The sequence below is a fragment of the Albimonas sp. genome, from assembly GCF_055129145.1.
Genome location: NZ_JBSRTQ010000056.1, coordinates 1 through 24,177, shown reverse-complemented (window position 1 = coordinate 24,177; position 24,177 = coordinate 1). Strand labels below are relative to the sequence as shown.

The window sequence follows — 24,177 nt, the reverse complement described above, 5'->3', positions numbered from 1 at the left end:
TCAGGCCCCGCCGCAAGTCCTTGCTTTCGCTGAACTTCCGACCCGTCCAGAGCCCCGCCGCTGCGGCCGCCCCGTCTGTGAGGGCGGGGTATAAGGAGAGTCGCGGAGGGTGGCAATCGGTTTTTTCAGGGTTTCGAAAAATAGGTGAAACCGGCGGCCAAGGCGGGGTCGCCCGACGGCCGCGCGCTGCGGAACCTGGTCCGCGCAGGGTCGATGAGGGCCTGCAAGCCGCCCTTCCCTGCCCCATGCGCGCGTCTTGGCGGGGTCGCCTCGCCATGAGCGCCCCTGCCCGCCACGCCCCCTAAGGGGCCGGCAAGGCGACGGAACGAGTCCCAGCAGCAGGCGCGCGCGTTCGACGTCGCCACTCTCGCCCCCAACGATGACGTTGTGACGACAGGCCGGGCGACGTTGGGAGATGCGAGGGGGGGAGCAGGACGCACGTGGCGCGAAGGGGCGGGATTCACGCGAGGGGACGGGCCGCGGACCGCCGGACGGGACCTGCGGCCGTCCCGGAGGACGGCCGCAGGCGGGATCGGGCTCAGCCGATCAGGAAGTCGTCGAGACCGAGGGCGTCGAGGCTCACGCCCTTCAGCAGCAGCTCGCCCCCGGCATCGTCGTCGCCGAAAGTCAGGCGGACGCCGTCGTCGGTGTCCTCCAGGGCGGCGAACGCTTCCGCGGCAGTGGCGAAGCCGAGGCCGGTCAGCTCGATCCGGTCCTCGCCGACGGTGAAGTCGCCGATCACGTCGTGGCCGCCCGCGGCATCCGGGCCGAAGACGAACACGTCTTCGCCCGCGCCGCCGATCAGCCAGTCGTCGCCGCGCCCACCCTCGAGCCGGTCGTCTCCGGCCCCGCCGAACAGGCGGTCGGACCCGAGCCCGCCCTTGAGCCAGTCGTCGCCGTCCTCGCCGCGCAGGGTGTCGCGGCCGGTGTTGCCCAGCAGCAGGTCATTCCCCTCCCCGCCGAACAGACGGTCGTCGTGACGCCCGCCCGAGAGGCGGTCGTCGCCGGACCCGCCGGAGAGGCGGTCGGCCCCGTCGCGGGCGTAGAGCGCGTCGTCGCCGCTTCCCCCCGACAGCAGGTCGTCGACGCCGCCGCCATGGAGCACGTCGCGCCCGGCCCCGCCGCGCAGGATGTTGGCCTGCGAGAGCGCCCCGTGCAGCACGTCGTCGCCCGAGGTTCCGCCGGGGATGTCGAGGACCTCGATGGCGACATGGGCGGTGTCGAAGCCGCCCATGCCGTCGGACAGGGCGTATTCGAAGCTCGCCTCGCCGACGAAGCCCGCGGCGGCGTCGAAGCGGACGCCGCCGTCGGTCATCGAGACCCGGCCGCCGACCGCATTGCCCACGATCGCCAGGCTCAGCGCGTCGCCGTCGGCGTCGGCGTCGTTGGCCAGCAGCGCCGCCGCGGCGATGGTCAGCCGCGCGCCGGAGGCGATGACGAAGCCCGCGTCGTCCCTGGCGTCCGGCAGCGCATTGGGCGCGGTCGGGGTCTCGGGCGTCTCACCGCCATCGCCCGGCTCGGGCGTTTCGCCGCCGTCCTCTCTCGGCTCCACCGTCAGGGTCACCGTGGCGACGTCGATGCCGCCATGGCCGTCGGAGACGGTGTAGTCGAACCGCGCTTCCCCCTCGAAGTCCGCGTTCGGCACGAAGATGATCGTGCCGTCCTCGGCCATCGCCACGACCCCGCCGACCGCCGCGCCGACCGCAACGATCTGCATTGCGTCGCCGTCGGCATCGGCGTCGTTGGCCAGCAGCGTCGCCGGATCCAGCATCAGCTGCGCGCCCGCCACCACCGAGAAGCCGGCGTCATCGACCGCCACCGGCGCCGACTGGGCCGGGGTCTCGGCCAGCGAGATCACCCGCACGTCGTCGAAGGTCACGCCCTCGCTGCCCCAGGAATAAAGCGCGACGGTCCCCTGCTCCAGCGCATGATCCTCGACCGCGTAGGCGAAGACCGCGTCGCCGTTCACATAGGCCTGGATGCGCCCGCCCTCGATGTCGACGCGCAACTGGATCGGGGCGTCCTGCTCATAGGTTCCCGGGACCTGGGCGAGGGTCTTCTCATACCCGTCGACCATGCGGCGCAGGTTCCACAGGCCGCCTTCGTCATCAAGTTCGAATTTGTAGTAGTTCTCCGGGTCCTGATAGTGGAAGAGCACGCCCATGCCGTCGTCGTCGGGCGTGTCGAGGGTGACCTCGACCGAATAGTCGGTCCACTCTTTCGCCTCTTCGGCGGAATAGAGCGCATAGGTCCCCTTGCGCAGCGCGTGCATGCCGTCGCCCTTCGGGCTCCAGCCCTGCTTCCAGGGGTCGGGATCCGACGCGCCTTCGGAGGTCATCTGTTTCGAATGGATATCGGAGCGCTGGACCAGCGCGCCATCCTCCACCACCCAGTCGGAGGGGCCGCCGATGTCGCCCTCGTCGACGATGGTCCAGCCCTGCATCGCGCCGTCGCCGAAGCCGTCCGCCAGCAGCACCGCGTCGCCCGACACCACGTCGACCGCCACATGATCGCGTGACACCGCGCCCGAGGCGTCGGTCGCCTCCAGCACCACCGCCTGGGTCCCGACCGGCAGACGCACCTCGACCTCGCGGCCGCGCGCGATCTCCTCCCCGTCCAGCAGCCAGCGGAAGCCGGTCAGCTCATCCGGCCCGAAGCTCGACGCGGCGGAGAGCGAGACATAGGCGTCGTCGGCCCCCGGCTCGGCGATCACCCGGCCCTCGGCCTCGCCATGAGCCGTCAGCGCGATCCGGTTGACCATGACGTCGTCGAAGATCGCCGACTTCTCGTTGGACGCATGCACGCCCACCGTGCCGCCGGTCAGCGGATCGGCATCGCGCACCGGGCCGCCGAACACGTCGCGGTCGTCGAGCAGCACCACGATCTCGTCGCCCGAGACCGCGATGCGCAGATCGAGCTTGTCGGCGAAACGGTAGCCCCCGACCGACTCGGCCAGCACCGTCTCCTCGCCGTCCGCGACCCTGATCAGCTGCCGGCGGTTGTTCTCGAGGTCGAAGGTGACCCGGTAGTGATTGGCCGCGTCCTGGAAATAGAACACCGCGCCGATCACGTCGTCGTCGAGGGATTCGAGCGTCACGTCATAGACGTAATCCGACCAGTCCCGCGCCTCCTCCGCGTCCCAGACCAGGGTCTTGTCGGCGTTGTCGGAGGAATAGTAGAGCGCGCCCTGCCCGGCCTCGAGCCCGTCCGCGGCGTCGGTCCGCGAATGGATGCTGCCCTTGACCATCCACAGGCCGCGGTCGCTTTCATCGCGGAAGCTGAGGCCGGCGTCCCCGAAGCTGGCCGAAAGGTCGCCCGACATGTCGAACTGGGTGGTCACGTCGTCTGGCGCGGCGTCGAAGATGCCCCCGGCCTGCGCGCCGCCCAGCGCCGCGATGGCCTCCGCCCCGAAGGCGGTTTCGGAGAACGCCACGGAGGACACGTAGGCGTTGCTCATCTCGCCGTCTTCGTCGACGAAGAGGTAGAAGCCCCCCTCGCCGTCGAGCGTGAACCGCTCCGCGTCGATATCGGTCCGCACGCCGACGAGCGCGCCGTCGATGTATTTCGACAGCGTCATCGTGCCGTCGGCCTGCTCCTCGACCACCAGGGCGATGCGGGCCCACTGGTCGTAGGCGTAGGCGCCGTCATAGCCGCCGCCGCCGAGTCCGGCGGTGTTGGAACCGTCGTTGTTGTTGCGCAGGAACACGTCGCCGTCGGAGTCGTTGGCGAGGTCGGTCTGCAGGAGCGACATGTACCTGCCCTGCCCCGAGGGGATCAGCAGGTCCATGATCAGAGAATAGGTCTTCAGCTCGGCCGCATCGGTGGCCGGGTCGACATGGAAGCCCTGCGCCGGCTTGGGGGCGGGGAAGTAGAGCGCCTGGTCGTCGGCGCCGTCGCCCCCCGGCAGCGGCGCCACGCCCAGCGCCTCGGGCGTGTCGAAGGCGGACTGCGCCTCCAGCGCGTCGGCCTTGGGGTCGATGATGGTGATCGCGGCGTCGCCCAGATTGGGGGCGAACCTGTCGGCGAAATCGAAGCTCACCGTGCGCCCGTCATCGGGAACCGCCGGGGCGTCGGCCGACGCGGCGCCGTAGCCCGCGACCTCGTCCTCGTCGAAGACCCGATCCGAAAACACCAACGAGCTGACATGCGCCCGCCCGCTCTCGCCATTGTCGTCGGCGAACAGGATGAAGCCGTCGTCGCCGTCGATGGCCAGACGCTCGGCCGGGACGTTCTGCTGCCCGACCTTCACCCCGTCGATATACTTGGTCAGCGACACCGTCTCGGCATCGACCTGCTGCACCGCGAAGGCGACGCGATGCCATTCGTCATAGGTGAACGACCCGTGGCGGCCGCGCAGGATCTCGATCGAGGCGGTGCCGTCGTCGTTGTTCTCGAGGAAGATCGCGCCGTCGTTCTCGTTGGTCAGATCGTTCTGGAAGAACGAGAAGTAGTCGACGTCGCCATCCTCGACCAGGATGTCCATCATCAGGGTGTAGGAGGTGAAGTCGCCGCCGCCCGTCGCCTCGAAGCCCGGCGTGACCAGATAGCCTTGCGTGCCTTCCAGCCCCGGCATGGTCATCACGTCGGCCTCGCCGCCCGGCAGCGCCGGCAGCCCCGCCTCGGAGGCGGTGAAGAAGCGGGTCGACTGCGCGAGCAGCGCCCGGACCGAGGTCCAGCCGACCGCGTCGCCGTCGTTGAAGTCCTCGACGAAGAGCGTCCGGTCGCCGGCGACGCGCACCAGGATCTCGTCGCGCGCCACGTCCCCCGCCTCGTCGGTCAGCTCCAGCGTCAGGCGGTGCATGCCGATGCCGAGCTCGACATCGGGCATCGCGCCCTCGGCCACCACATTGCCGTCGGCGTCGAGCCAGCGGACCATGAACGTGCCGTTCTCGGGCAGGATCGAATGGGTGGCGTCGAGCGAGACGGTCGCGGTCTCCTCCCCCGCCTCGGCGGTCACGGTCATGTCGTCGCCGGCCATGGCGATGGTCGCGGTCCCGACCGGGCCCAGGTCGACGCCGGTGATCAGCTCCTCATGCTCCATGTAGCGGCCGGCGAGCTCGCCGTCCTCGCGCCCGCCGTCGAGATAGTCGTCGAACTCGGTGAAATAGGTGGAGGTGTGGATGGCGCCGGACTCAGGGTCGATGGTGATCAGCCGGATCGCGCCGTTGCCGCCCCGCCCGCCCTGCGAGGCGTCGCCGTTGCCGGTGATCTCCTCCGACACGCCGTCCTGATAGTTGACCAGCATCTGATAGACCGGCTGGCCATACTGGTTGTAGCTGGTCACCGTCTCGGCGCCGTCGCCGAAGATATGGCCCGAGAAGGTCATCGCCACGTTGGGATAACGGTCGGCCAGCACCCGCCACATGGTCTCGCCGTCGGTGGCGTTGGAAAGCTCGGCGCCCATGCCGTAGTCGTAGCCGGTCCCCTCGCCGAACAGCGGCGCGCCCATCGAGTCGTGCCGGCCCATGAAGTTGGTGATCGAGTGGCTGGTGATCATCACCCGGTGGTCGGCATGGCCCTCGATCACGTCGCCGGCCCAGCGCAGCACGTCCTCGCGCGCGCCGAATTCCAGCGACAGCAGCAGCCACTTGGTCCCGTCGGGCGCCTCGAAGGTATGGTAGGTGTTGCGCGCGCTGTCGGGCTCCATGTCGTAGGCGCCGCCGAAGGTGGAGTTCACCGCGGCCTGGGATTCGGGCGAGAACAGCTCGTCCAGATGCACCGAGCTGTGGTCGTCGGCCTTGCCGCCGACGCTCTGGTCATGGTTGCCGGGCAGCAGCGAATAGGGGATTTCGCCGTCCAGAATGCGCATCGCCTCTTCGGCGACGGCCCATTCCTCGGCGGTGTTGTGCTGGGTGACGTCGCCGACATGGGTGACGAACTTGATGTTGAGGTCGTCGCGGTTGTCGACCAGCCACCGGGTCATGTCGCCGAAGACGTGGTTCAGATCTTCCCGGTCGGTGTAGTTCTGCGTGTCGGGCAGCACCGCGATCGTGTACGCGTTCTCGCCGGTCACCCGGACCCGCACATAGTCGGTGACCGTGGCGCCGAAGGCGTCGGTCGCGGTGATCGTGATGTCGGAATGTCCGATGGTCTCGAGGAAATCGAGGGTCAGCTTGCCGCCCTCGATGGTCGCCGCGGCGACGGAGGGGTCGGAACTCGCGACCGTGAACGTCAGATCCTCGCCGGAGAACACCTGCGTGAGGTCGATCTCGCGGTCTTCGGACCCGCGCACGGCGAGGAAATCGTGAATGGGGTTGGCGACGTCGGCCACAGCCTTAGCTCCCTGATTTGCGCCGGAAGCGGCGCGGAGGACATGGCGGAACGGCTAGCGACGGCGTGTGACAAGTTCTTGAAATCAGATGAAGATCGCCCATGCCTAATGCCAATGGGCGGTATCGGCTGGACCGATAGCGATGCGGCGTCCGCCGCTTGGCCCGGCTCGGCGCCCCGGCGGCCCCGGGGGCGCGGGCCGGGAACGAACCGGCGCCGACCTGCGGCGGGGCGTCGCCGCGACTCGGGCCCGCCGTGGAGAGCGCTGCGTCAAGCGCCCCCCCGGCGCCGATCCGTCACGGCGGCGCAGCGCGGATCGGGCTCTATAAAGCCTCCGGCCCGGGGCGCCGCGCCCGCCGCGGGCCGGCGACGTCGGCGCGGAGGATGGAGCGCCGCCATGACGACCCTCACCCAGCTGCGCGCCTTTCATTTCGTCGCCGCGGCCGGCGGCTACACCCAGGCCGCGCGCGAAATGTCGGTCAGCCAGTCCACTCTTTCCGGCCAGGTCCGGCAGCTGGAGACGGCGTCGGGCATAGCGCTTTTCGAACGAAAGCCCCGCGGCGTGGCCCTGACCCCGGACGGCGCGGCGCTCTACAAGGTCACCTCGCGCCTCTTCGCCGCCTTCGCCGAGGCCGCGGCCCTGCTCAAGCTGCCCCGCGCCGAGGGCGGGCGGCTCAGGCTGGTCGCCGACGGCGTGGTCCACGGGCTGCCGATCCTGCGCCGTCTGCAGGCGATGCGGCCGGGCCTGTCCTTCACCCTGGCGGTCAAAAACTCCGACGAGGTCATCGACGCGCTGCTGGAATACCGCGCCGATGTGGGCATCACCGCCCAGCTGCCGCGCGACGACCGGCTGCATGTCCGCCCGCTCGCCGCGATGAAGCTGGGGGTGATGCTGCCCGCGAGCCATCCCGCCGCCGCGCGCGAGGCGCTGATGCTGGCGGAGCTGGAGGGCCTGCCCTTCGTGCTGCGCGAGCGCGGCTCGCGCACCCGCGCCGTCTTCGAGCAGAACCTGCGCGCCGCCTCCACCACGCTCGGCCCGGTGCTGGAGGTCTCGACCCGCGAAGGCGTGCGCGAGGCGGTCGCCGCGGGCTTCGGGGCGGGGGTGACGGCGGATCTGGAATTCGGCTTCGACTCGCGCCTGCGCTACGTGCCGCTGGCCGATGCGGCGCTGGGGATCGACGAATACGTGATCTGCATGGACGACCGCCGCCGGCTGCCGGTGATCGCAGACTTTCTGGCCTGCGCCGGCGCGGCCTTTTCCGGACGGCTTCGCGCGGGACCCGCGGCGGTCGCCGAACCCGCCGAATAAGGCGCGGCGCAGCCCGCCGCCCCAGGGACGCCGTCGCGCAGCCCGACGGCGGAGCGCGCCGCGCGGAGCCCGCCCGCGCCGCGCGGCCGCGGCCTCACCGCAAATATAAATTTAAAATGAACGATGGACCTGATCCTGGAACTCTGTGAAGAAACCCTGAACCGCTCCTGGAAACGCCGGATCTCGACCAAGGCCACGCGCCGACACTTGCCGGCGGCCGCCGATATCGCGATATCGGACGCCCCCTCTTTCGACCGGAGTCCGCAACATGTCGCAACTTGCCCGCCAGGACCGGATCGGCATGGTCGGCAGGATCCCGGAACCGCTCTGGGATCGGCTCATCGCCTGCTGCCGCGAAGTGAAAACGCTCGATCCCCGGGCGACCATGACCCATGCCGGGGCCCCCGTGACCGAGAGCGTGCTGCTGCTCGACGGGCTGATGGTCCGCCAGAAGGCCAACAGCGCCGGCGCCCGGCTGTTGGTGTCGCTGCAGCTGCCCGGCGATTTCGTCGATCTGCATGCGATGCCGCTCGGCCGGCTGGACCATGACGTGGTCTCGTTGAGCCATGTGCGCGTCGCCCTGTTCCCGCATGCGGCGATCCAGGCGATCATGGACGACAGCGCCGAATACGCGCGGGCGCTCTGGGCGCTGACCATGATCGACGCCTCGATCCATCGTCACTGGACCTTCCGCCTGGGGCGCCTGCGGGCGATGGCGCGGGTGGCGAACTTCCTGTGCGAGATGGACCTGCGGATGAAGCTCTGCGGGCGCTCCGACGGCACGGCGTTTCCGCTGACGCTCACCCAGGCGGATCTCGCGGAGTTCTGCGGCCTGTCGCCGGTGCACGTGAACCGGGTGCTGAGGGACCTGCGCGACGCAGGCCTGTTCAGCCTGCGCGACGGTCACGCGACGGTTCTGGACCGCGACGGGCTGACCAAGATCGGCGATTTCGATCCGGACTACCTGTTCCTGCCCTGGACGCCCGGCGCCCCCTGAACGGCCCGACAGCCGAACGCCGTGGCGATCCAGGTCTCTTCGCGCTGCACGGCGGTCACATGGCGGGGCCGCGCCGCGCGGAGCGCCGACAGGAACCGTCGCCCGGCCTCGGGCCCGGTGAGGGGGGTCTCGGTCTCGCCGGAATACGTGACCACCAGACAATCCCCGCCGGGCGCGAGGTCGCGCGCGACCAGCTTCGCCAGCTGGTCGATCTGCGGCGGATCGAGGTAATAGAGCACTTCCGACAGCACGATCAGGTCCCAGGCGCCGGCGGGCCAGTCCTCGGGCGCCGCGCCGACCTCGAACCGGGCGTTGGCGATGCCGCGGGCCCGCGCGGTCTCCACCGCGGCGGGGGCGAAGTCGAGGCCGAGCAGGCTGTCGCAGCGCGCCGCGATCAGCCCGCTCATCACCCCGATGGCGCAACCGATCTCCAGCGCGCGGCCATGGCGCTTGCGGCGCAGCAGCGACAGGCTGCGGGCGTATTTGCGGGCCTCGTAGGCGCTGGTCTCATAGCGCCAGGGGTCGCCCTGACTGCGGTAGAGGCTGTCGAACCAGTCGGCGTCATGTGTCATGCGGGAATGAAGATCTCGTCCGAGGTCACGAAATGCGCGGCGAGCTCCGGTTGCATCCGGAACCCCGCGGGGTCGTCGTCGATCAGGTCGGTCATCTGCGAGACATGAGCGGCGACCGCCCGGCGCTTGGCCGCCTGGAAACCCGCCGTCTCGAACCGCCGCATCCCGCGAAGGCTGGCGCCCGCGACCGGCGTCTGCACCCGCCCCCAGACCGGGCAGGCGAAAAGCCGCCGGCCCGGTGCGCGCGACGCCAGGTGCCGGGCCAGCCGGAACACCCGCTGGTGGTCGGGATGCGGGTCGCCGTCCCAGGTGGTCCAGATCGCGGTGGCGCGATGCAGCACGGTTTCCAGCCGGTCCTCGATCAGCGCGAAGGCGGTCGCGTCGTCGGGGGCGTCGAGATCGGGATAGCCGAGCCAGATCGGCGTGGTCCGGCCTTCGGTGAGGATCTCCACCGCCCGCTCGACCTCCCGCCGGCGCAGGGCGGCGAGCACGGGTCCGGGATGGCTGGGCGAATTGGGATGCGAGCGGGCGCCGTCGGTGACGATGGCCACCGCCACCCGCCGGCCGGATCGCGCCGCGGCGAGGATGGCGCCGCCCATGGCGAGCGACTCGTCGTCGGGATGGGGCGCGAGCACCAGGATGTCGCCCGCCCCGGTCAGCTCGGCCAGCGAGATGACCGGCGCGGTGGCCGCCGCATCCATCACGCAGGTGAAGTCGATCACGCCGACCCCCAGATCTCGCCGACGGGCAGGTCCGCCTCGCACATCGTGCGCCCCACCTGGGCGAGCTTCCCGTCGAGATCCGCCTGCCGCAGGAAGAACCCCAGATCGCGGCGGATCCGCTCCGCCGGCGCGCCCACCTCGAAGGACCTCGCGCCGAGCGCGCGGTCGGCGATCGCCATCCCCTCCAGGCACGCGGCCTCCACCGCTTCGCGCGCGGCGAGGCTGAGCGCGACCGCTTCGGGGCCTGCGTCAGGTTCCGCCACCTGCCGGGCCGCATCCTCGACCATCAGCCGCGCGGAATGGGCGAGGATCGCCATGCGCGCCACCCGGTGCGCCTGCGGCTCGCGCGCCGCCGCGCCCTGGGCCGCGACGGCGGCGCGGACCGCTTCGGCCAGCGCCTCGAGCCCGCCGACCTGCACTGCGGCATAGCGCCAGACGCCGCCCTGGAAATGCGGTTCGCGCTCATAGTCCCCGGGCCGGCCCAGGGTCTCGGCCTCCACCCCGTCGAAATCGTAGACGCCCGACGCGGTGGCGCGCATGCCGGAGGTGTTCCAGCCCGACGCATCGGCGCGCGCCGGCTCGTCGGCGGGGGCGAGCACCAGCTGCGCGCCGCGCGCCGTGGCGATGGAGGCCACCGCCCAGCCGACCACGCCGAGACCGGAGGCGTAGCGCTTGCCGCCCGACAGACGCACCCGGTCGTCGAGGATCGAGGTGATGCCGAGCGGCGGATCGCCGTCCGCCCCCCACACCCCGTAGACCACCCCGCGAGCCGCCATCGCGACATGACGGTCGCGCTGCGCCGATCCGGCGTAGAGCGTGACCAGACGCAGGGCGTTCATGTGCCCCTCCGCCAGACGACCCACCGACAGGTTGGCCCGCCCGATGCGCCGCAGAAGCGTCGCCTGCTCGCACGGGTCGGCGTCCTGGTCCGTCAGGCGGGCGAGGATGCCCGTCGAGGCCAGCAGCGCGATGTCAGGCGCGAGGTCGCCGCGCCCGGCGCCCGCGTCGACCTGGCCGGCGCGGGCCGCGATGGTGTGAAGCGCGGAGGCCTCGGACATGGGCACGACCCTCAGACGATGCGCGACGGTCATCGCACGCGCTCCTGCGCGGAAACCGACCCGAAAGCCCAGACCGCGGCGGCGAGCTTGGGCAGCTCGCGCCCCAGATCCGACAGCCGCATCCGCGCCGGCTGCAATTGCCGCGTCTCAAGCCGAATGCGCGCCCAGGCGGCGCCGAAGCCAGGCCGGTCCGCCCATTCGCGGCGCAGGGCGCCTTTCAGCCGCGCCATGAACACCGTCTCCGCAGCCGGGGCCAGCAGCTCGTCGACCAGCGGATCCTCGTCGGCGATCCGCGCGCGCAGCATCCCCGCGAGGCCGCCGGAGGTGCGCCCGTCGAGCCGGCACGAGGTCCAGACCCGCGCCGCGTCGGAATGCCGGATGCGCCAGTCGCGCGCCTCCGCGGTCTCGACGAAGAAGCGATCCTCGCGCATGGCGAGATCGGGGAAGCCGCCGACATCTTCGTAAAGCGCCATGCGGAAGGCGAGGCTGGCACCGCCCGGATACATATGCGTCGGCGCGGGGTCATGCGGCAGCGGGTCCAGCGCCCGGCGCACCGCGAGGGTGAGCGCCACGTACCGAGCCTCGAGCGCGCCGCGCGCCTCCATAACCTCCGGCAAGTCGGCGCTTTCGGCGGGATCGAGCAGGATGGTCCCGCAGATCAGGTCCGCGCGCGCCAGCTCGGCCAGATTGGCGTCGACCCAGTCGGGGGCGACGCGGCTGTCGGCGTCGGAGGTCATCACCGCCGCGCCCGGGGCGAGACGATCCGCGCAGGCCTCGACGCCGAGCCGCCGGGCCCGGCCGACGCCGGAAGGCGATGGCGGCGCGGGTTCGTCGATCAGCACGCCCGGCGCGCGGCCGGCGCGGAACCACGCCTCCGCCCGCGCCCGGGTCGCGTCCGAGGCGCCGTTGACCGCGACCACGATCCCGCCCCGGCCGCGCAACGCGACCGCCGCGGCGTCGAGGCAGGCCTCGATCCGCTCCGCCTCGTCGCGGGCCGGCGCGACGATGGCCACCTGCCAGGGCGTCGCGTCGCCATGATCCTGGCGCGAGACGCCAGGTTCGGGGCTTGTCGTCATGATATCCGCTCCCAGAACCGGACGCCGGCGCAGGCCGTGACGAAGGCCCGGGCGGCGGCGTCGTCGCCCAGCGTGAACACGCCCGCATCGGCAGGATCGGCGACCGCCGCGGGCCAGAAACTCGCCGCCGCATCCGGCGACAGCGCGATGAACTTGCCATGGGCATGGGCGTCGGCGAGGAAGCTCCGCGCGCCATGCATCCCCGCGAGGGTTTCCGCCCCCTCCGCGCCCGCGATCACCGCGACGGCGTCGTAAAGCACCGAGGGCGCGCCATCGATCTTCTCGTCGGCCTCGATCTTCCGCCCGCGACTGGAGCGCACGCCGCCCACCGCCATCGCGATCACCTCCACCGTCGCGCCGGCCGCTTCCGCCGCCGCCTTCACCGCATCGAAAAGGGTCGCGTCGAGGCCGTCGGTCAGCACCACGCCGAGCTTGCGCCCCGCGAAGCTCTCGGGCGGATTGCCGAGGATGCTGAGCGCGGGCGAAGGCGCGACGTCGATCACCGGCGCCGCGGGCGTCGCGGCCTCGGGCATATCCTCCAGCCCCAGCCCCTCGGCCACCTTTGCGGCGAGGTCCGGGTCGATGTTGGGCAGATGCGCGACCATCCGCTCGCGGATCGCGACGGCCTCGACCTTGCTCAGCTCGAACACCAGCGCGTCGGCGATATGGGCCTGCTCGATCTTCGTCTGGCTCGCGTAGAACTGGCGGGCCTGGCTGTAATGGTCGGCGAAGCTCGCCGCCCGGACCCGCCGCTTGGCCCCGGTCTCCTCCGCCTCGAACGACCGGAACCCGCGCTCGGGATCCTCACGGGGCCCGAGGCCGTGGCTGTTGGGCTCGTAATTCGCCCGGCCCCGCGGGTTGCGCATCGCCATGTGGCCGTCCTGCTGGAGATGCGAGAACGGGCAGCGCGGGGCGTTGACCGGGATGTGGTTGAAGTTCGGCCCGCCCAGCCGCTTCAGCTGCGTGTCGAGATAGGAGAAGTTGCGCCCCTGAAGCAGCGGGTCGTTGGAATGGTCGATGCCGGGCACGATGTTGCCGGTCTGGAAGGCGACCTGCTCGGTCTCGGCGAAGAAGTTGTCGACCACGCGGTCGAGCGTCATCGTGCCGATGATGCGGACCGGGACCAGTTCCTCGGGGATCAGCTTGGTGGCGTCGAGCACGTCGAAGGGGAAGCTGTCGGCGAAGTCATCGTCGAACACCTGCACGCCGAGGTCCCATTGCGGGAAATCGCCCTTGCCGATGGCGTCCCACAGGTCGCGGCGATGGAAGTCGGGATCGGCGCCGTTGATCTTCACCGCCTCGTCCCACAGCACCGACTGCACGCCCTGGCGGGGCTTCCAATGGAACTTCACGAAGGACGATTTCCCCTCCGCGCTCACCAGCCGGAAGGTGTGGACGCCGAAGCCCTCCATGAAGCGGAAGCTCCGCGGGATGGTGCGGTCGGACATGATCCACATGACCATGTGCATCGATTCCGGCATCAGCGAGATGAAGTCCCAGAAGTTGTCATGCGCGGTCTGGGCCTGCGGAAAGCCGCGGTCGGGCTCGGCCTTGGCCGCGTGGATCAGGTCGGGGAACTTCATCGCGTCCTGGATGAAGAACACCGGGATGTTGTTGCCGACGAGATCCCAGTTGCCCTCCTGCGTGTAGAACTTCACCGCGAAGCCCCGCACGTCGCGCGCGAGATCGGGCGAGCCCGCGGCGCCGGCGACGGTGGAGAAGCGCGTGAAAACCTCGGTCTTCTCGCCCTTGCGCTGGAAGAGGTCGGCGCGGCTCAGTTCCGGGATCGGGTCGGTCAGTTCGAACACGCCATGGGCGCCGTAGCCGCGGGCGTGGACCACCCGCTCGGGGATCCGCTCATGGTCGAAATGGAAGATCTTCTCGCGAAACACCTGATCCTCGATCAGATGCGGGCCGCGGTCGCCGATCTTGAGGCTGTTCTGGTCGTCGGAGATCGGCATGCCGACCTGGGTGGTCATCGTCTCGTGCGGGCCGCCGGCGGTCTGGTGCGTCTCGCCGCCCTGGGCGGGTCGCATCGGCGCCGCGTCCTTGGAGGAATCGGCCATGGGATGTCCTTTCGAAAGAGGGGCGTCAGCCGCTGTGCGCGGCGGTGACGAAGGCCTGTCGGGCGGCTGGCACGCAGGCTTTCGAGGGGCGGCGGGGCGACTCGAACCGGAACCGCTCCGACCAACGGCCGGCGACGGCCGACAGTCGGAATTCGGGGCGCGCGGCGACGGCCGGGGCGGGCGCGAGGCTGCGCCGGGCGTCGATGAACCGGGCGATGGCGTCGGGATCGGCGGCGTCGATGCACTGATCGGCGGTCGAGGCCACCTCGTCATTGGCGCCGAGGCCACGCTGCAGCAGCGCCGGGCAGCCGACGGCATTGGCCTCGGCCACCGCAAGGTCGAACGTCTCCGCGCCGCGGTCCTGGGGGTGGAAGAGGCAGAGCGCCCGGCGCATCCAGCCGATGAGACCGGCGTGATCGAGCCGCCCGAGCCGACGCAGCCCGGCCACGCCCGGAACCGCCGGCCAGCCCTGCCCGACCGGATCCGCGACGGCGAGGCGCAGGTCCGGCCAACGGACGCGCAGCGCGGCGAAACGTCGGACGACCTGGTCGAGCCCGATGCGCGGGTCGCCCGCGAACAGCAGCAGATTGGGATCGCGCGGCGTCGCATCAGGCGCCAGCGCATCGTCGATCGGATTGGGGATATGCGAGATCGCGGGCGCCGCCTCGCCGAGGAAGGCGCGAAGCCAGCGGGCCTGGGCGGCCGAGACGCAGACCACCTCGACCCCCGCCGCCTGCAGCGCCGGCCCCATCGCCCGGTTGTGCCGGCCCGGGAACACATGCAGCCACAGCGTGACGCGGCTGTCGGGATGCAGCCTGCGCTGCCGCAGCGCGACCTTCCAGGAATTGAGCACCACGATGTCGGGCGAGGCGACGGTCAGGCGCGCGTCCGGATCGAAGCGGACATAGCGCACGCCCAACGCCACCTGCGGCGCCTCGGCGCGGGCGCTTCGGCGAACGGTGACGTCCCGCTCGCGGACCAACGCCTCGCTCAGCCGCGTCAGCGCCGTCTCTGCGCCGTGAAGCCCCGCGACCCCGGCGCCATAGGCATCGGGGGTCAGCGGATCGACGAAGACGAGCCCGCGTCTCATGCGATCCGCCCGGCGACGGGGCTGACGACAGGCCGGGTCCGCGCAGGCGCGCGGGCCGGGCGGATCGCCCCGGCGTCACGGCGAACGCAACGAATTTCCGACGCGCGCATTCCCGAATGCCTCCCGCCCGAACTCAGGTCCGTCCCGACTGGGTTCGACCTCTGCGCAGCAAGATGGGGTGTCGCCTGGCGAAGTCTTCTTGATAAATGTTAACCACTCCTCGCCCGAGGATGCGCCTCGCGGGCGGGCGTTTCAGACCGCGCCCGCCTCATCTTCCGCGCCACGACGACGCCTTCGCGTCTCGCGACGGCCGCGGCGCGCGACCTGGGAACCGACGGGATCGTCCTTTCCGGACAACGCTCTGCACGCAGCTGCCGACCGGACGCCCCCGCGTCGGGACTGCCGCGCGCGTCAAGCGTGGACGCCGCCGCGCTGCACGAGACGCGTGCGGCGGTCGGCATCCGGAGCGTTGGGCCTGACAAGAATTTCGCCGAGCGCGGGGGGCGCGTCCGCGCGCCCCCCGCGCTCGGCGCCAGGTCAGGCCGCTTCGGGCGTCCCGGTCATCCGGTGCAGCCGCGCGACCACGCCGGGGGCGAGCTTCAGGGCCTCGGCAAGGTCACGGAAATAGGCGCGCTCCGCCGGCGTATCCAGCTCCACCGCCAGCAGCGCGCCGAGATAGATCTCCGTCGCGACTTCCGGACGGGTGACCTCGCGCCCGATCTCGGTCACGTCGACCGGCCGGCGCACCGCCTGACGCACCGCATCGCGCTCCGCCTCGGTGACCTCGCCCTCGGACATCTGGCCGAGAATGGCGTCGAGCTCGCGCTCGTCCACATGGCCGTCGACCTGCGCCGCGCCGATCATCGCCAGCAGCACCAGCCGCTCGGTCCGCGGTTCGGTGAGCGCGCGCGCCTCCGCGGCGTCCGGCTCGGCGGAGACGGCGGGGTCGCCTGTCGCGGCGCCCGCCTGATGTTCGCGCCAGGCCTTCAGCGCCACCGCCCCCAGCACCGCCATCGCGCCGCCCTTGGCGGCCCCCCCGAGCCCGCCGCCGAGAAGCGCGCCGGCCAGCGCGCCGAGGCCGCCGACCTTCGCGCCGCTCATGCCGCCGATCTGCTCCTGACCCAGAAAGTCGCGGGCCTTGTCCATCAACCCCCCGGAGGACCCGCCCACCGACGCGCCGGACCCGCCTCCGCCCAGCAGCGAGCCGAGGATGCGGTCCGCGCCGCCGCCCTTCTCCGCTTCGCCGACGCCGGAGCGGAGACGGTCGTGGGTCTGGCCCGAGAGGCCCTTCTGCAGAAGCCCGCCGATGATGTTGCCGAAGCTCATGTCGTTCCTTTCGAGTCCCCCGTCACCGGGGCGGTCTGATTGCATGGTCGCGGCAGATAGGTAGGCGCCCGCCGCCAGGTTCCAACCGGACGGGCGGGGCCCGGACCGGAATGCCGACGACCGCGACATCGGACGCCGAGGCCGACGGCCGGCGCGAAACGGCCGAAACCGGGGCGGCTCAAGGCGACGATCCCGGCCAGCGCCGCGTCGGAAGCGCCGTGCAAGCCCTGGCGGAGCTGGCGCAAGACCGAAGCTCGGGCGGGTAGCCCCCTGGGGGATGAGGATCGGCCCGGGAATTTCCGTGCTGCGAAGCGGATTTTCGCGCCCTTCGGGGCGATCCGGGCGGAAGCGGGTTCCGGGGCCGCGCCCCCGGTCCCCTGCCCTTCAGGCGCCGGCCGCATCCGCCGCCCTTGATTGTCACATCGAACTGACGTCATGATGTCTTGACGCTTACGCCCGCCCCGAGCCCTCCCGGCCGCGAGGACGGCGCGCCGGGGCCGGAGCCGCGACATGAGCCTATTGCCGTCCCAGCATGAAGACCGCCTCGCGCTCGCGCTCGAGTTGCACGCCCGGCCGTTCCCGCAGGTCGAGGCGCCCGGAGAGGCGGTGCACCTGGCCATCAAGCCCAGCGGCGACGCCGCCGACGTGGACCCGGAAACGGCGCGCAAGCATCTGCGCGACCTGCTCGACCGCCACGGCGCGGCCCACCCCGCGCCGGGCGCCGACCATCACATCTGCAGCCTCGGCCGCGGCATGCTGAAATGGGAGCGGCATACCGAATTCGCCACCTACACCCTGTTCCTGCCCGGCCTGCCCGAAACCCCGTTCGACACCGGCGCCATGCGCGCCTTCCCGGCCGACTGGCTGACGGCGATGCCGGGGACCGTGGTTTCGGCCGTGCTTGCGCGCATCGAGTCCGTCGACGGGCCCGAGGACGCCGACGCGCGGCTTGGCGGCCCGCTCCAGCGTCATTTCGCGCGCGAGGAGCTGGCGGCGAGCCGGGTGCTCGACGGTCAAGCCACGGTGGCCAGCGACTTCCGCATCGACGAATCCGGCTTCACCCGCATGGCGGTGCTGGTCGAACCCGGCGCCGGCGCGCGCAGGCTCGGCCGGCTGGTGCAACGCCTGCTGGAAATCGAGACCTACCGCGCCATGTCGATGCTGGCTCTGCCGATCTCGCGCATGGTGATCCGCCGCGCGTCGGAGCTGGACCGGGAGCTGGCGGAACTGGCCCGGGGCGTGGCGGAGGAGGCGGACACCGCCCCGACCACGCTCGATTCCCTCACCCGCCGCTCGGCGGAGGTGGAGCGCATGGGCGCCGACAGCGCCTTCCGCTTCGGCGCCGGGCGGGCCTACGAGGCCATCGTCCAGGAGCGGATCGCGGCGCTGCGCGAAGTGCGGCTGCAAGAGCGTCAGACCATCGGCGAATTCATGCAGCGCCGCTATGACCCCGCCATGCGCACCAGCCGGGCGGCGGAGCGGCGGCTCGAGCAGATCTCCCAGCGCGCGGCGCGGATCGCGGATCTGCTGCGCACGCGGGTCGATGTGTCGATCAATGTGCAGAACAAGGCGCTGCTGGAAAGCATGAACCGCCGCGCCGACCTGCAGCTGCGCCTGCAACGCACGGTGGAGGGGCTGTCGGTGGTGGCGATCAGCTATTATGCGGTGGGATTGGCAGGCTATGTGATCAAGCCGCTGACCGAACTGGCGGGCCTGTCGCAGGGCGAGCTGATGGCGATCGCGACGCCGGTCGTGGTGCTGCTGGCCTGGGGCATCCTGCGCCGGGTCCGCCGGGACGCCGAGGCGGGGCGCCCCTGACGCCGGATGCCGGTGGTCGGATCGAAGCCCTGCGGCGGTCCGGCGCGCCGAAGGCCGCCGGGCCGCCGCGGTCGCTCACTCCGCCCCGTTCGGATCGACGCTGACGAGATAGGCGTAGATGTCTTCCATGTCGCTGGTGAGCTTGAAGGTCATCTTGCCCCGAGCCGACTTGTCGTCGAGATAGTCGCGCAGATAGGCGGTGGGGTCCTGGACATAGGCCACGAAGTGCTCCTCGTCCCAGACCATGCCTTTTTCGCCGGCTTCTTTCATCGACGGGCTGTAGCCGCGGTAGTCCTCGTACGATCCGGCCTGGCGGCCGATCACGCCGTAGAGGTTCGGCCCGACCTTGCCGCCGCGCTGGATCACCGTGCCGTCGGGCGCGACGATCTCATGGCACGCGCGGCACTTCAGAAAGATCTTCTCTCCCGCGGCGGCGTCCTGAGCCAGCGCCGGACCCGCGGCGATCGCCGATGTCACCATCGCTATGGCGAAAAACGTCTTCATGCTGTTCTTCCTCCCTTGCTAGGCGGTCGCGAAACTGCCGCGGCCTCACCCATCCAGATATCGTGTTTCGGACCTGCGTCCAGCGCCGCCGTCATCTCGCCGCAGCGGCGATGTCCTCCTGACCCGAACGGTCGCGCCGCTCGAGCTCGAAAAAGATCTCGAGCAGCCGCCGGGCCTGGTCGGCGCGCGGCGGCGCCGGATGCGCGGCGGCGGCGACGAGATAGGCCGTCTCGGGCAGCGGGGCGGCGTGCAGCCGGGCGCTTTTGGGCGCGAAGAGCTGGGCCGCGGCGCTGCCCGCGGCGCGCAGCGCCAGCGCGGCCTTGCGCGCGGACGTGGTGCGCGCGCGCAAATGAAAACCGTCGGGGCCCAGCCTGCGCACCTGAACCCCGATCTCCGCGTAGATGTGACGCGCGGCCCAGATCCCCGGGCGGCAGCGGCGCGGCAGACCGGCGATGCCGGATTCGGCCCGGGCGTAGAGCTGATCGGCCTCGACAAGCAGCGCCTCGCGCACCGCCAGCACCGCAGGGTCGGGCGAGGGGGCGGCGAGGAAGCGCTCGGGGTCCGCGCCCGCGGCGCGCAGCAGGTCGAGCGGCAGGTAGAGCCGGCCCGCGGCGGCGTCCTCGGCCACGTCGCGGGCGATGTTGGTCAGCTGCATCGCGACGCCGAGGTCGCAGGCCCGCGCCAGCGCATCGGCGTCGCGCACGCCCATCAGCACCGTCATCATCGCCCCGACCGATCCCGCGACCCGCGCCGCATAGGCTCGCAGCTCAGACATCGTGGCGCATCGCCGGCCCTCGGCATCCCATTCCAGCCCCTCGATCAGCGCCTCGGGCAGCGCGCGGGGCATGTCGAAGGCGCGGACCGCCTCGGCGAAGGCGCGGTCGGCGGGGACGTCGAGCGGACCGCCGCCATAGACCCGCGCCAGCCGCGCGCGCAGCCGCGCGACGGAGGCGGCCTTGTGCGCCTGCCCCCCCTCGGCCAGGTCCACCGCGTCGTCGGCCTGCCGGCAGAAACCGTAAAGCGCCAGCGACGGATCGCGCACCGCGGCGGGGAGCAGTTTCGAGGCGGCGTGGAAGGAATAGGAGCCGGTGCGGATCGCGGCCCGGCAGGCCTCCATATCCGCCGGATCCGGCGCGAAGCGTCCCCCCGATCCGCTCAACCCCGCCATTCGGCCGCCTCCGGTATGCAGGAATCGAGCGCCTCGGCCCCGGCCAGCACGCCGGGGATCCCGGCGCCGGGATGGGTGCCGCCGCCGACGAGGTAGAGGCCGCGCGCCTCCTCCGACACGCAGTGCGGGCGGAACCAGGCGCTCTGCAGCAGCCGCGGCTCCAACGAGAAGCCAGAGCCGTAAGGCGCGTTGTAGCGGTCGCGGAAGTCGAAGGGGGTCATCACGTGGCTGGCGGCGACCCGCTCGCCCAGGCCCGGCAGCACGGTGGCCTCGAGCCGGCCCTGCACCGCCTGACGGTATTCCTCGCCGAAAGCGGCCCAGTCGGTCCCGTTCTCGAAGGTCAGATTGGGGACGGGCGACAGCGCGTAGAAGCTGTCCCCCCCCTCCGGCGCGCAGCCGGGATCGGTGACCGAGGGGCGATGCAGATAGATGCTCATCTCGGGCGCCAGCGTCCCGTCGATGAAGATGTCGCGCACCAGATGCTTGTAGCGCCGGGCGCTGAGGATGGTGTGATGGCCGGTCTCGGGCCACAGCTCGCGGCTGTCGCGCGTCCCGAAATGCCAAAGGAACAGGCCCATGGACCAGCGGGCCTTGCGAAGCCGCCGCGGCGTCCAGCGCTTTTTGGCGCGGCGGCTCAGCAGCTTGTCATAGGTGTGGCCCGGATCGGCGTTCGACACCACCAGATCGGCGGCGAAGCCGTGGCCGCTGGTGGAGATCACGCCGGTGGCGCGGCCGTCCTTGGTGGTGATCGTCTCGGCCTCGACATTATGGCGGAAGACCACCCCGCGACGTTCCGCCAGCGCGGCCATGGCCTTGGCCAGCGCCCCGGCCCCGCCCATCGCGTAATGCACGCCCTGCGAGCGTTCCAGATGCGTGACCAGCGCATACATCGAGGTGACGTTGAACGGATCGCCGCCGATGAACAGCGGGTGGAAGCTGAGCGCCATGCGCAGCCGTTCGTCCTTCACCCGGCTCGCCACCATGTCGTAGACTGAGCGATCAGCACGCAGGGCCGCGAAGCGCGGCAGGGCGGCGACCAGTTCGGAGAGCTTGTTCATCGGCTTGCGGCCGAGCACGTCGAAGCCGATCTCGCAGCGATCCCGGCTTTCGGCGACGAAGGTCTCCCAGCCCGCGACGTCGCCGGGGAACATCTTCTCGACCTCGGCGCGCGCGGCGTCGTGCCCGGCATGGGCCTGGTAGAACGTGCCGTCGCCGAAGCGGATCGAATAGAATGGGTCGAGCGCGACCAGCTCGACATCGTCCTCCAGCTTGCCGCCGCCGATCTCCCACAGCTCGCGCAGCAGGCTCGGCGCGGTGACGATGGTGGGGCCGAGGTCGAAGCGGTGGCCCTCCATCTCCAGCGAGGTGGCCCGCCCGCCCGGCGCATCGAGCTTGTCGAGCACCTCGACCCGGTAGCCCTTGGCGGCGAGCCGGATCGCGGCGGCGAGCCCGCCGAATCCCGCGCCGATCACCACCGCCTTCGGCGCGTTGGCCTTGGGCTGGGTTCTTTTCAGGGCGGGTTTCGGGGTCTCGGTTTTCCCGGGGCCTGACTCTGCTGGCGCGGGCTCGCGCGGCCCCGTGCGAGGCTCGGTTTCACATGGCCCTGAGACCGGTTGAGGGTCGGGGACGGCCGCTTCGGCGATGTCTTCAGGGTCTGACATCCGGGAAAGCTAGCAGTGTCTATTTTGATTTACAATTGCCTTCGAGCGCCTGACACTAAGCCTCAAGTCGGGTTTTTTTCGGGCCCCGCGCGACGTGAACTCCGCAAGCCGGAGGGTCGCGAAGCGCGGTCGGGAGGGAGCGGAGCGATCACAGTCACCAGCCTCAGCCTGTTCCGGTTCGGCCCCCTCGCCGCCCGCGCCTGGGTGTTCGCGCAGATGGGTCTCGCGCGCCGGACGCTGGCGCGCACGCCCGGGATCGGCTTTCGCAAGCTCATGGGCTCGGGCGTGGGCGAGGGGTTCACCCCCCGCCCCAACACCGCGGTCTGGGCGATTCTGGCCGAATGGCCCGACGCCGCGCACGCCCGCGCGGCAACCGAAGGCGAGCGCCCCTTCGCCGCCTGGGACGCCCGTGCGGACGAGACCTTCCACCTCTACCTCGCCCCCCTGTCGCGCCGCGGCCGCTGGTCGGGCGCCGCCCCCTTCGAACCCGGCGCGGACGCATACCCCATCGAACCGGGCGCCCCCCCCATCGCCGCCCTGACCCGAGCCACCCTGCGCCCGCGGAGCATGCTGCGCTTCTGGGGCCGGGAGCCCGCGATCAGCGGGGCCATCGGGGCCAACCCGGACGTGCTGCTCAAGATCGGCCTCGGCGAAGTGCCTTGGCTGCAGCAGGTCACCTTCTCCATCTGGCCGGACGGCGCCGCGATGGACCGTTTCGCGCGCGCCGGCCCTCATGCCGCGGCCATCGCCGCCGCCCGCAAGCATGGCTGGTTCGCCGAAGAGCTCTACGCCCGTTTCGCCGTGATCGGCCGCGCCGGATCCTGGGAAGGGCGCGACCCCCTCGCCCCCGTCGCGAACCCTCAGCAAGGAGAGGCCGCATGAGCCAACCGTTCCCGTTCTCGGCCATCGTCGGCCAGGAGGCGATGAAACGCGCCCTGGTCCTCTCCGCGGTCGACCCGACGCTGGGCGGGGTTCTCGCGCTCGGCGACCGGGGCACCGGCAAGTCAACCGCGGTGCGCGCGCTCGCCGCCCTCCTCCCCCCGATCCTCGCGCCCGAGGGCTGCGCCTTCAACTGCGACGGCAAGGGCGGCTGCCTGTCCTGCGGCGACGCCCCGCGGGAGATGAAGGAACGCCCGACCCCGGTCATCGACCTGCCGCTCGGCGCGACCGAGGACCGGGTCGCCGGCGCGCTCGACATCGAGCGCGCGCTCAGCCGCGGCGAGAAGGCGTTCGAGCCGGGGCTGCTCGCGCGCGCCCATCGCGGCTTCCTCTATATCGACGAGGTGAACCTGCTGGAGGATCACCTGGTGGACCTGCTGCTCGACGTCGCCGCTTCGGGCGAGAACGTGGTCGAGCGGGACGGGCTGTCCGTGCGCCACCCCGCGCGCTTCGTGCTGGTCGGGTCCGGCAACCCGGAGGAAGGCGAGCTGCGCCCGCAGCTGCTCGACCGGTTCGGGCTGGCGGTGGAGATCGCCTCCCCGACCGTGCTCGCCGACCGGGTGCTGGTGATCCGGCGCCGCGACGCCTATGAGCGCGACCGCGACGGCTTCTGCGCCGACTGGCGCGACGCGGACGCGGCGCTTCGGGCCCGGATTCTGGAAGCGCGCGAGCGTCTGGCGACGGTGGTGATGCCCGACGAGACGCTGGAGGACGTCGCCCGCCTCTGCCTCGCGCTCGGCGCCGACGGGTTGCGGGGGGAGCTCGCGCTGATGCGCGCAGCCCGGGCGCTCGCGGCCTATGAGGGGGCCGAAACGGTCGCGCGCGCCCATCTGCGCGCCATGGCCCCCGAAACGCTGGGCCACCGGCTGCGGCGCGATCCGCTGGACGAAACCGGGTCGGCGGCGCGGGTGAAGCGCGGGATCGAGGAGACGGTGCCCGCATGACCGGCATGCCGCCCCCGGGCGAACCCCGCGCCGACCCGCCCCGCGCCGCCGTGCCCGCCTGGGAGGATGCGCTGAGCGCGCTCGGCCTGCTGGCGGTGGACCCGGCCGGCCTCGGCGGCGCGGTGCTGCGCGCGGGAGCGGGGCCGGTGCGCGAACGCTGGCTCGACGAATTGCGCCGGCTGACGCCGGAACGGCGCTGGCTGCGCCTGCCCCCCCAGGCCGATCCGGAGCGGTTGACGGGGGGGCTCGACCTGTCCGCCACATTGCAGGCCGGGGCGCCCCGGCTCCGCAAAGGGCTGCTGGAAAGCGACGCCCCGCTGACCCTGGTGCTGCCGATGGCGGAACGCTTGCAGGTGGCGCTGGTCGCCCCGCTCGCCGCCGCGCTCGACGCCGGGCGCCCGGTGCTGGTGATCGCGCTCGACGAGGCGGCGGAGGAGGACGAGGCGCCGCCCCACGCCCTGATGGAACGGCTGGCGCTGCGCCTGCGGCTCGACTTCCTGTCGCATCGCGAGGCCGTGGCCGGCGGACTCGATCTCGCCGGCATCGCCGCCGCGCGCGGTCGGCTGGGGGCGGCGACCGAGGATGCGGACCTGGTCGAGGCGCTGACCGGCGCTTCGGCCGCCTATGGCGATCCGTCCCTGCGCGGGCCGCTTTTCG

16 protein-coding genes and 1 pseudogene are annotated in these 24,177 nt (G+C 71.5%); 6 read left to right on the top strand and 11 right to left on the bottom strand.

Translation table 11 applies throughout. The features are described 5' to 3' along the window. Nucleotides 1-538 precede the first annotated feature (538 nt). On the bottom strand, nucleotides 539-6,271 hold the full coding sequence (locus ACTB72_RS10730; protein ID WP_463036989.1) for a cadherin-like domain-containing protein: 5,733 nt from the start codon (nucleotides 6,269-6,271) through the stop codon (nucleotides 539-541). A 396-nt stretch (nucleotides 6,272-6,667) separates the two neighbouring features. Between ACTB72_RS10730 and ACTB72_RS10725 the strand changes: the two genes are divergently transcribed. Further along, entirely contained in the window at nucleotides 6,668-7,579 is a 912-nt protein-coding gene (locus tag ACTB72_RS10725) for a LysR family transcriptional regulator (protein WP_463036988.1), read from the top strand. Between the two features lie 268 nt (nucleotides 7,580-7,847). Further along, on the top strand, nucleotides 7,848-8,576 hold the full coding sequence (locus tag ACTB72_RS10720; RefSeq protein ID WP_463036987.1) for a Crp/Fnr family transcriptional regulator: 729 nt from the start codon (nucleotides 7,848-7,850) through the stop codon (nucleotides 8,574-8,576). Here ACTB72_RS10720 and ACTB72_RS10715 read toward each other — a convergent pair. The 7 genes from ACTB72_RS10715 to ACTB72_RS10685 all read right to left on the bottom strand — a co-directional run bounded on the left by ACTB72_RS10715 (nucleotide 8,540) and on the right by ACTB72_RS10685 (nucleotide 16,486). Next, complete coding sequence (locus tag ACTB72_RS10715) at nucleotides 8,540-9,148, bottom strand: class I SAM-dependent DNA methyltransferase (protein ID WP_463036986.1); 609 nt, start codon at nucleotides 9,146-9,148, stop codon at nucleotides 8,540-8,542. The genes ACTB72_RS10720 and ACTB72_RS10715 overlap by 37 nt on opposite strands. Next, nucleotides 9,145-9,870: a PIG-L deacetylase family protein gene (locus tag ACTB72_RS10710; protein WP_463036985.1), complete on the bottom strand. Its 726-nt coding sequence runs from the start codon at nucleotides 9,868-9,870 to the stop codon at nucleotides 9,145-9,147. The genes ACTB72_RS10715 and ACTB72_RS10710 overlap by 4 nt, the downstream gene beginning before the upstream one ends. Beyond that, entirely contained in the window at nucleotides 9,867-10,961 is a 1,095-nt protein-coding gene (locus tag ACTB72_RS10705) for an acyl-CoA dehydrogenase (protein ID WP_463036984.1), read from the bottom strand. Before ACTB72_RS10705 ends, ACTB72_RS10710 begins: the two co-directional genes overlap by 4 nt. Then, nucleotides 10,958-12,004 carry a glycosyltransferase family 2 protein gene (locus ACTB72_RS10700; protein ID WP_463036983.1) on the bottom strand — a complete coding sequence of 349 codons (1,047 nt, stop codon included), beginning with the start codon at nucleotides 12,002-12,004 and terminating at the stop codon, nucleotides 10,958-10,960. Before ACTB72_RS10700 ends, ACTB72_RS10705 begins: the two co-directional genes overlap by 4 nt. Beyond that, nucleotides 12,001-14,070 carry a catalase gene (locus tag ACTB72_RS10695; protein ID WP_463036982.1) on the bottom strand — a complete coding sequence of 690 codons (2,070 nt, stop codon included), beginning with the start codon at nucleotides 14,068-14,070 and terminating at the stop codon, nucleotides 12,001-12,003. The genes ACTB72_RS10700 and ACTB72_RS10695 overlap by 4 nt, the downstream gene beginning before the upstream one ends. Nucleotides 14,071-14,095: 25 nt before the next feature. Continuing rightward, the gene (locus tag ACTB72_RS10690) at nucleotides 14,096-15,160 is read right to left on the bottom strand and encodes a glycosyltransferase family protein (protein WP_463036981.1); all 1,065 of its coding nucleotides are present in this window, start codon (nucleotides 15,158-15,160) and stop codon (nucleotides 14,096-14,098) included. A gap of 537 nt (nucleotides 15,161-15,697) precedes the next feature. Next, entirely contained in the window at nucleotides 15,698-16,486 is a 789-nt protein-coding gene (locus ACTB72_RS10685; protein ID WP_463036980.1) for a tellurite resistance TerB family protein, read from the bottom strand. A 510-nt stretch (nucleotides 16,487-16,996) separates the two neighbouring features. On the opposite strand from ACTB72_RS10685, the gene ACTB72_RS10680 reads away from it, so the two are divergent. Further along, nucleotides 16,997-18,304 carry a DUF3422 family protein gene (locus ACTB72_RS10680; RefSeq protein WP_463036979.1) on the top strand — a complete coding sequence of 436 codons (1,308 nt, stop codon included), beginning with the start codon at nucleotides 16,997-16,999 and terminating at the stop codon, nucleotides 18,302-18,304. Between the two features lie 75 nt (nucleotides 18,305-18,379). Here the strand turns inward: ACTB72_RS10680 and ACTB72_RS10675 are convergent, their stop codons facing one another. From ACTB72_RS10675 to crtI, 3 genes are all read right to left on the bottom strand, one after another. Next, nucleotides 18,380-18,808, bottom strand: a complete 429-nt coding sequence (locus ACTB72_RS10675) for a c-type cytochrome (protein WP_463036978.1) — start codon at nucleotides 18,806-18,808, stop codon at nucleotides 18,380-18,382. 91 nt (nucleotides 18,809-18,899) lie between these two features. Then, on the bottom strand, nucleotides 18,900-19,976 hold the full coding sequence (locus tag ACTB72_RS10670) for a phytoene/squalene synthase family protein (RefSeq protein ID WP_463036977.1): 1,077 nt from the start codon (nucleotides 19,974-19,976) through the stop codon (nucleotides 18,900-18,902). Then, entirely contained in the window at nucleotides 19,964-21,490 is a 1,527-nt protein-coding gene (crtI, locus tag ACTB72_RS10665) for a phytoene desaturase family protein (protein WP_463036991.1), read from the bottom strand. The genes ACTB72_RS10670 and crtI overlap by 13 nt, the downstream gene beginning before the upstream one ends. Before the next feature lie 294 nt (nucleotides 21,491-21,784). Here crtI and crtA point away from each other — a divergent pair, with 294 nt between their 5' ends. From crtA to ACTB72_RS10650, 3 genes and pseudogenes are all read left to right on the top strand, one after another. Beyond that, nucleotides 21,785-22,519 carry a spheroidene monooxygenase gene (gene crtA / locus ACTB72_RS10660; RefSeq protein WP_463036990.1) on the top strand — a complete coding sequence of 245 codons (735 nt, stop codon included), beginning with the start codon at nucleotides 21,785-21,787 and terminating at the stop codon, nucleotides 22,517-22,519. Then, nucleotides 22,516-23,520: a magnesium chelatase ATPase subunit I gene (gene bchI / locus ACTB72_RS10655; RefSeq protein WP_463036976.1), complete on the top strand. Its 1,005-nt coding sequence runs from the start codon at nucleotides 22,516-22,518 to the stop codon at nucleotides 23,518-23,520. The genes crtA and bchI overlap by 4 nt, the downstream gene beginning before the upstream one ends. Further along, nucleotides 23,517-24,177, top strand: a pseudogene (locus ACTB72_RS10650) (magnesium chelatase subunit D); the annotation flags it as partial. The gene bchI and the pseudogene ACTB72_RS10650, both read left to right, overlap by 4 nt.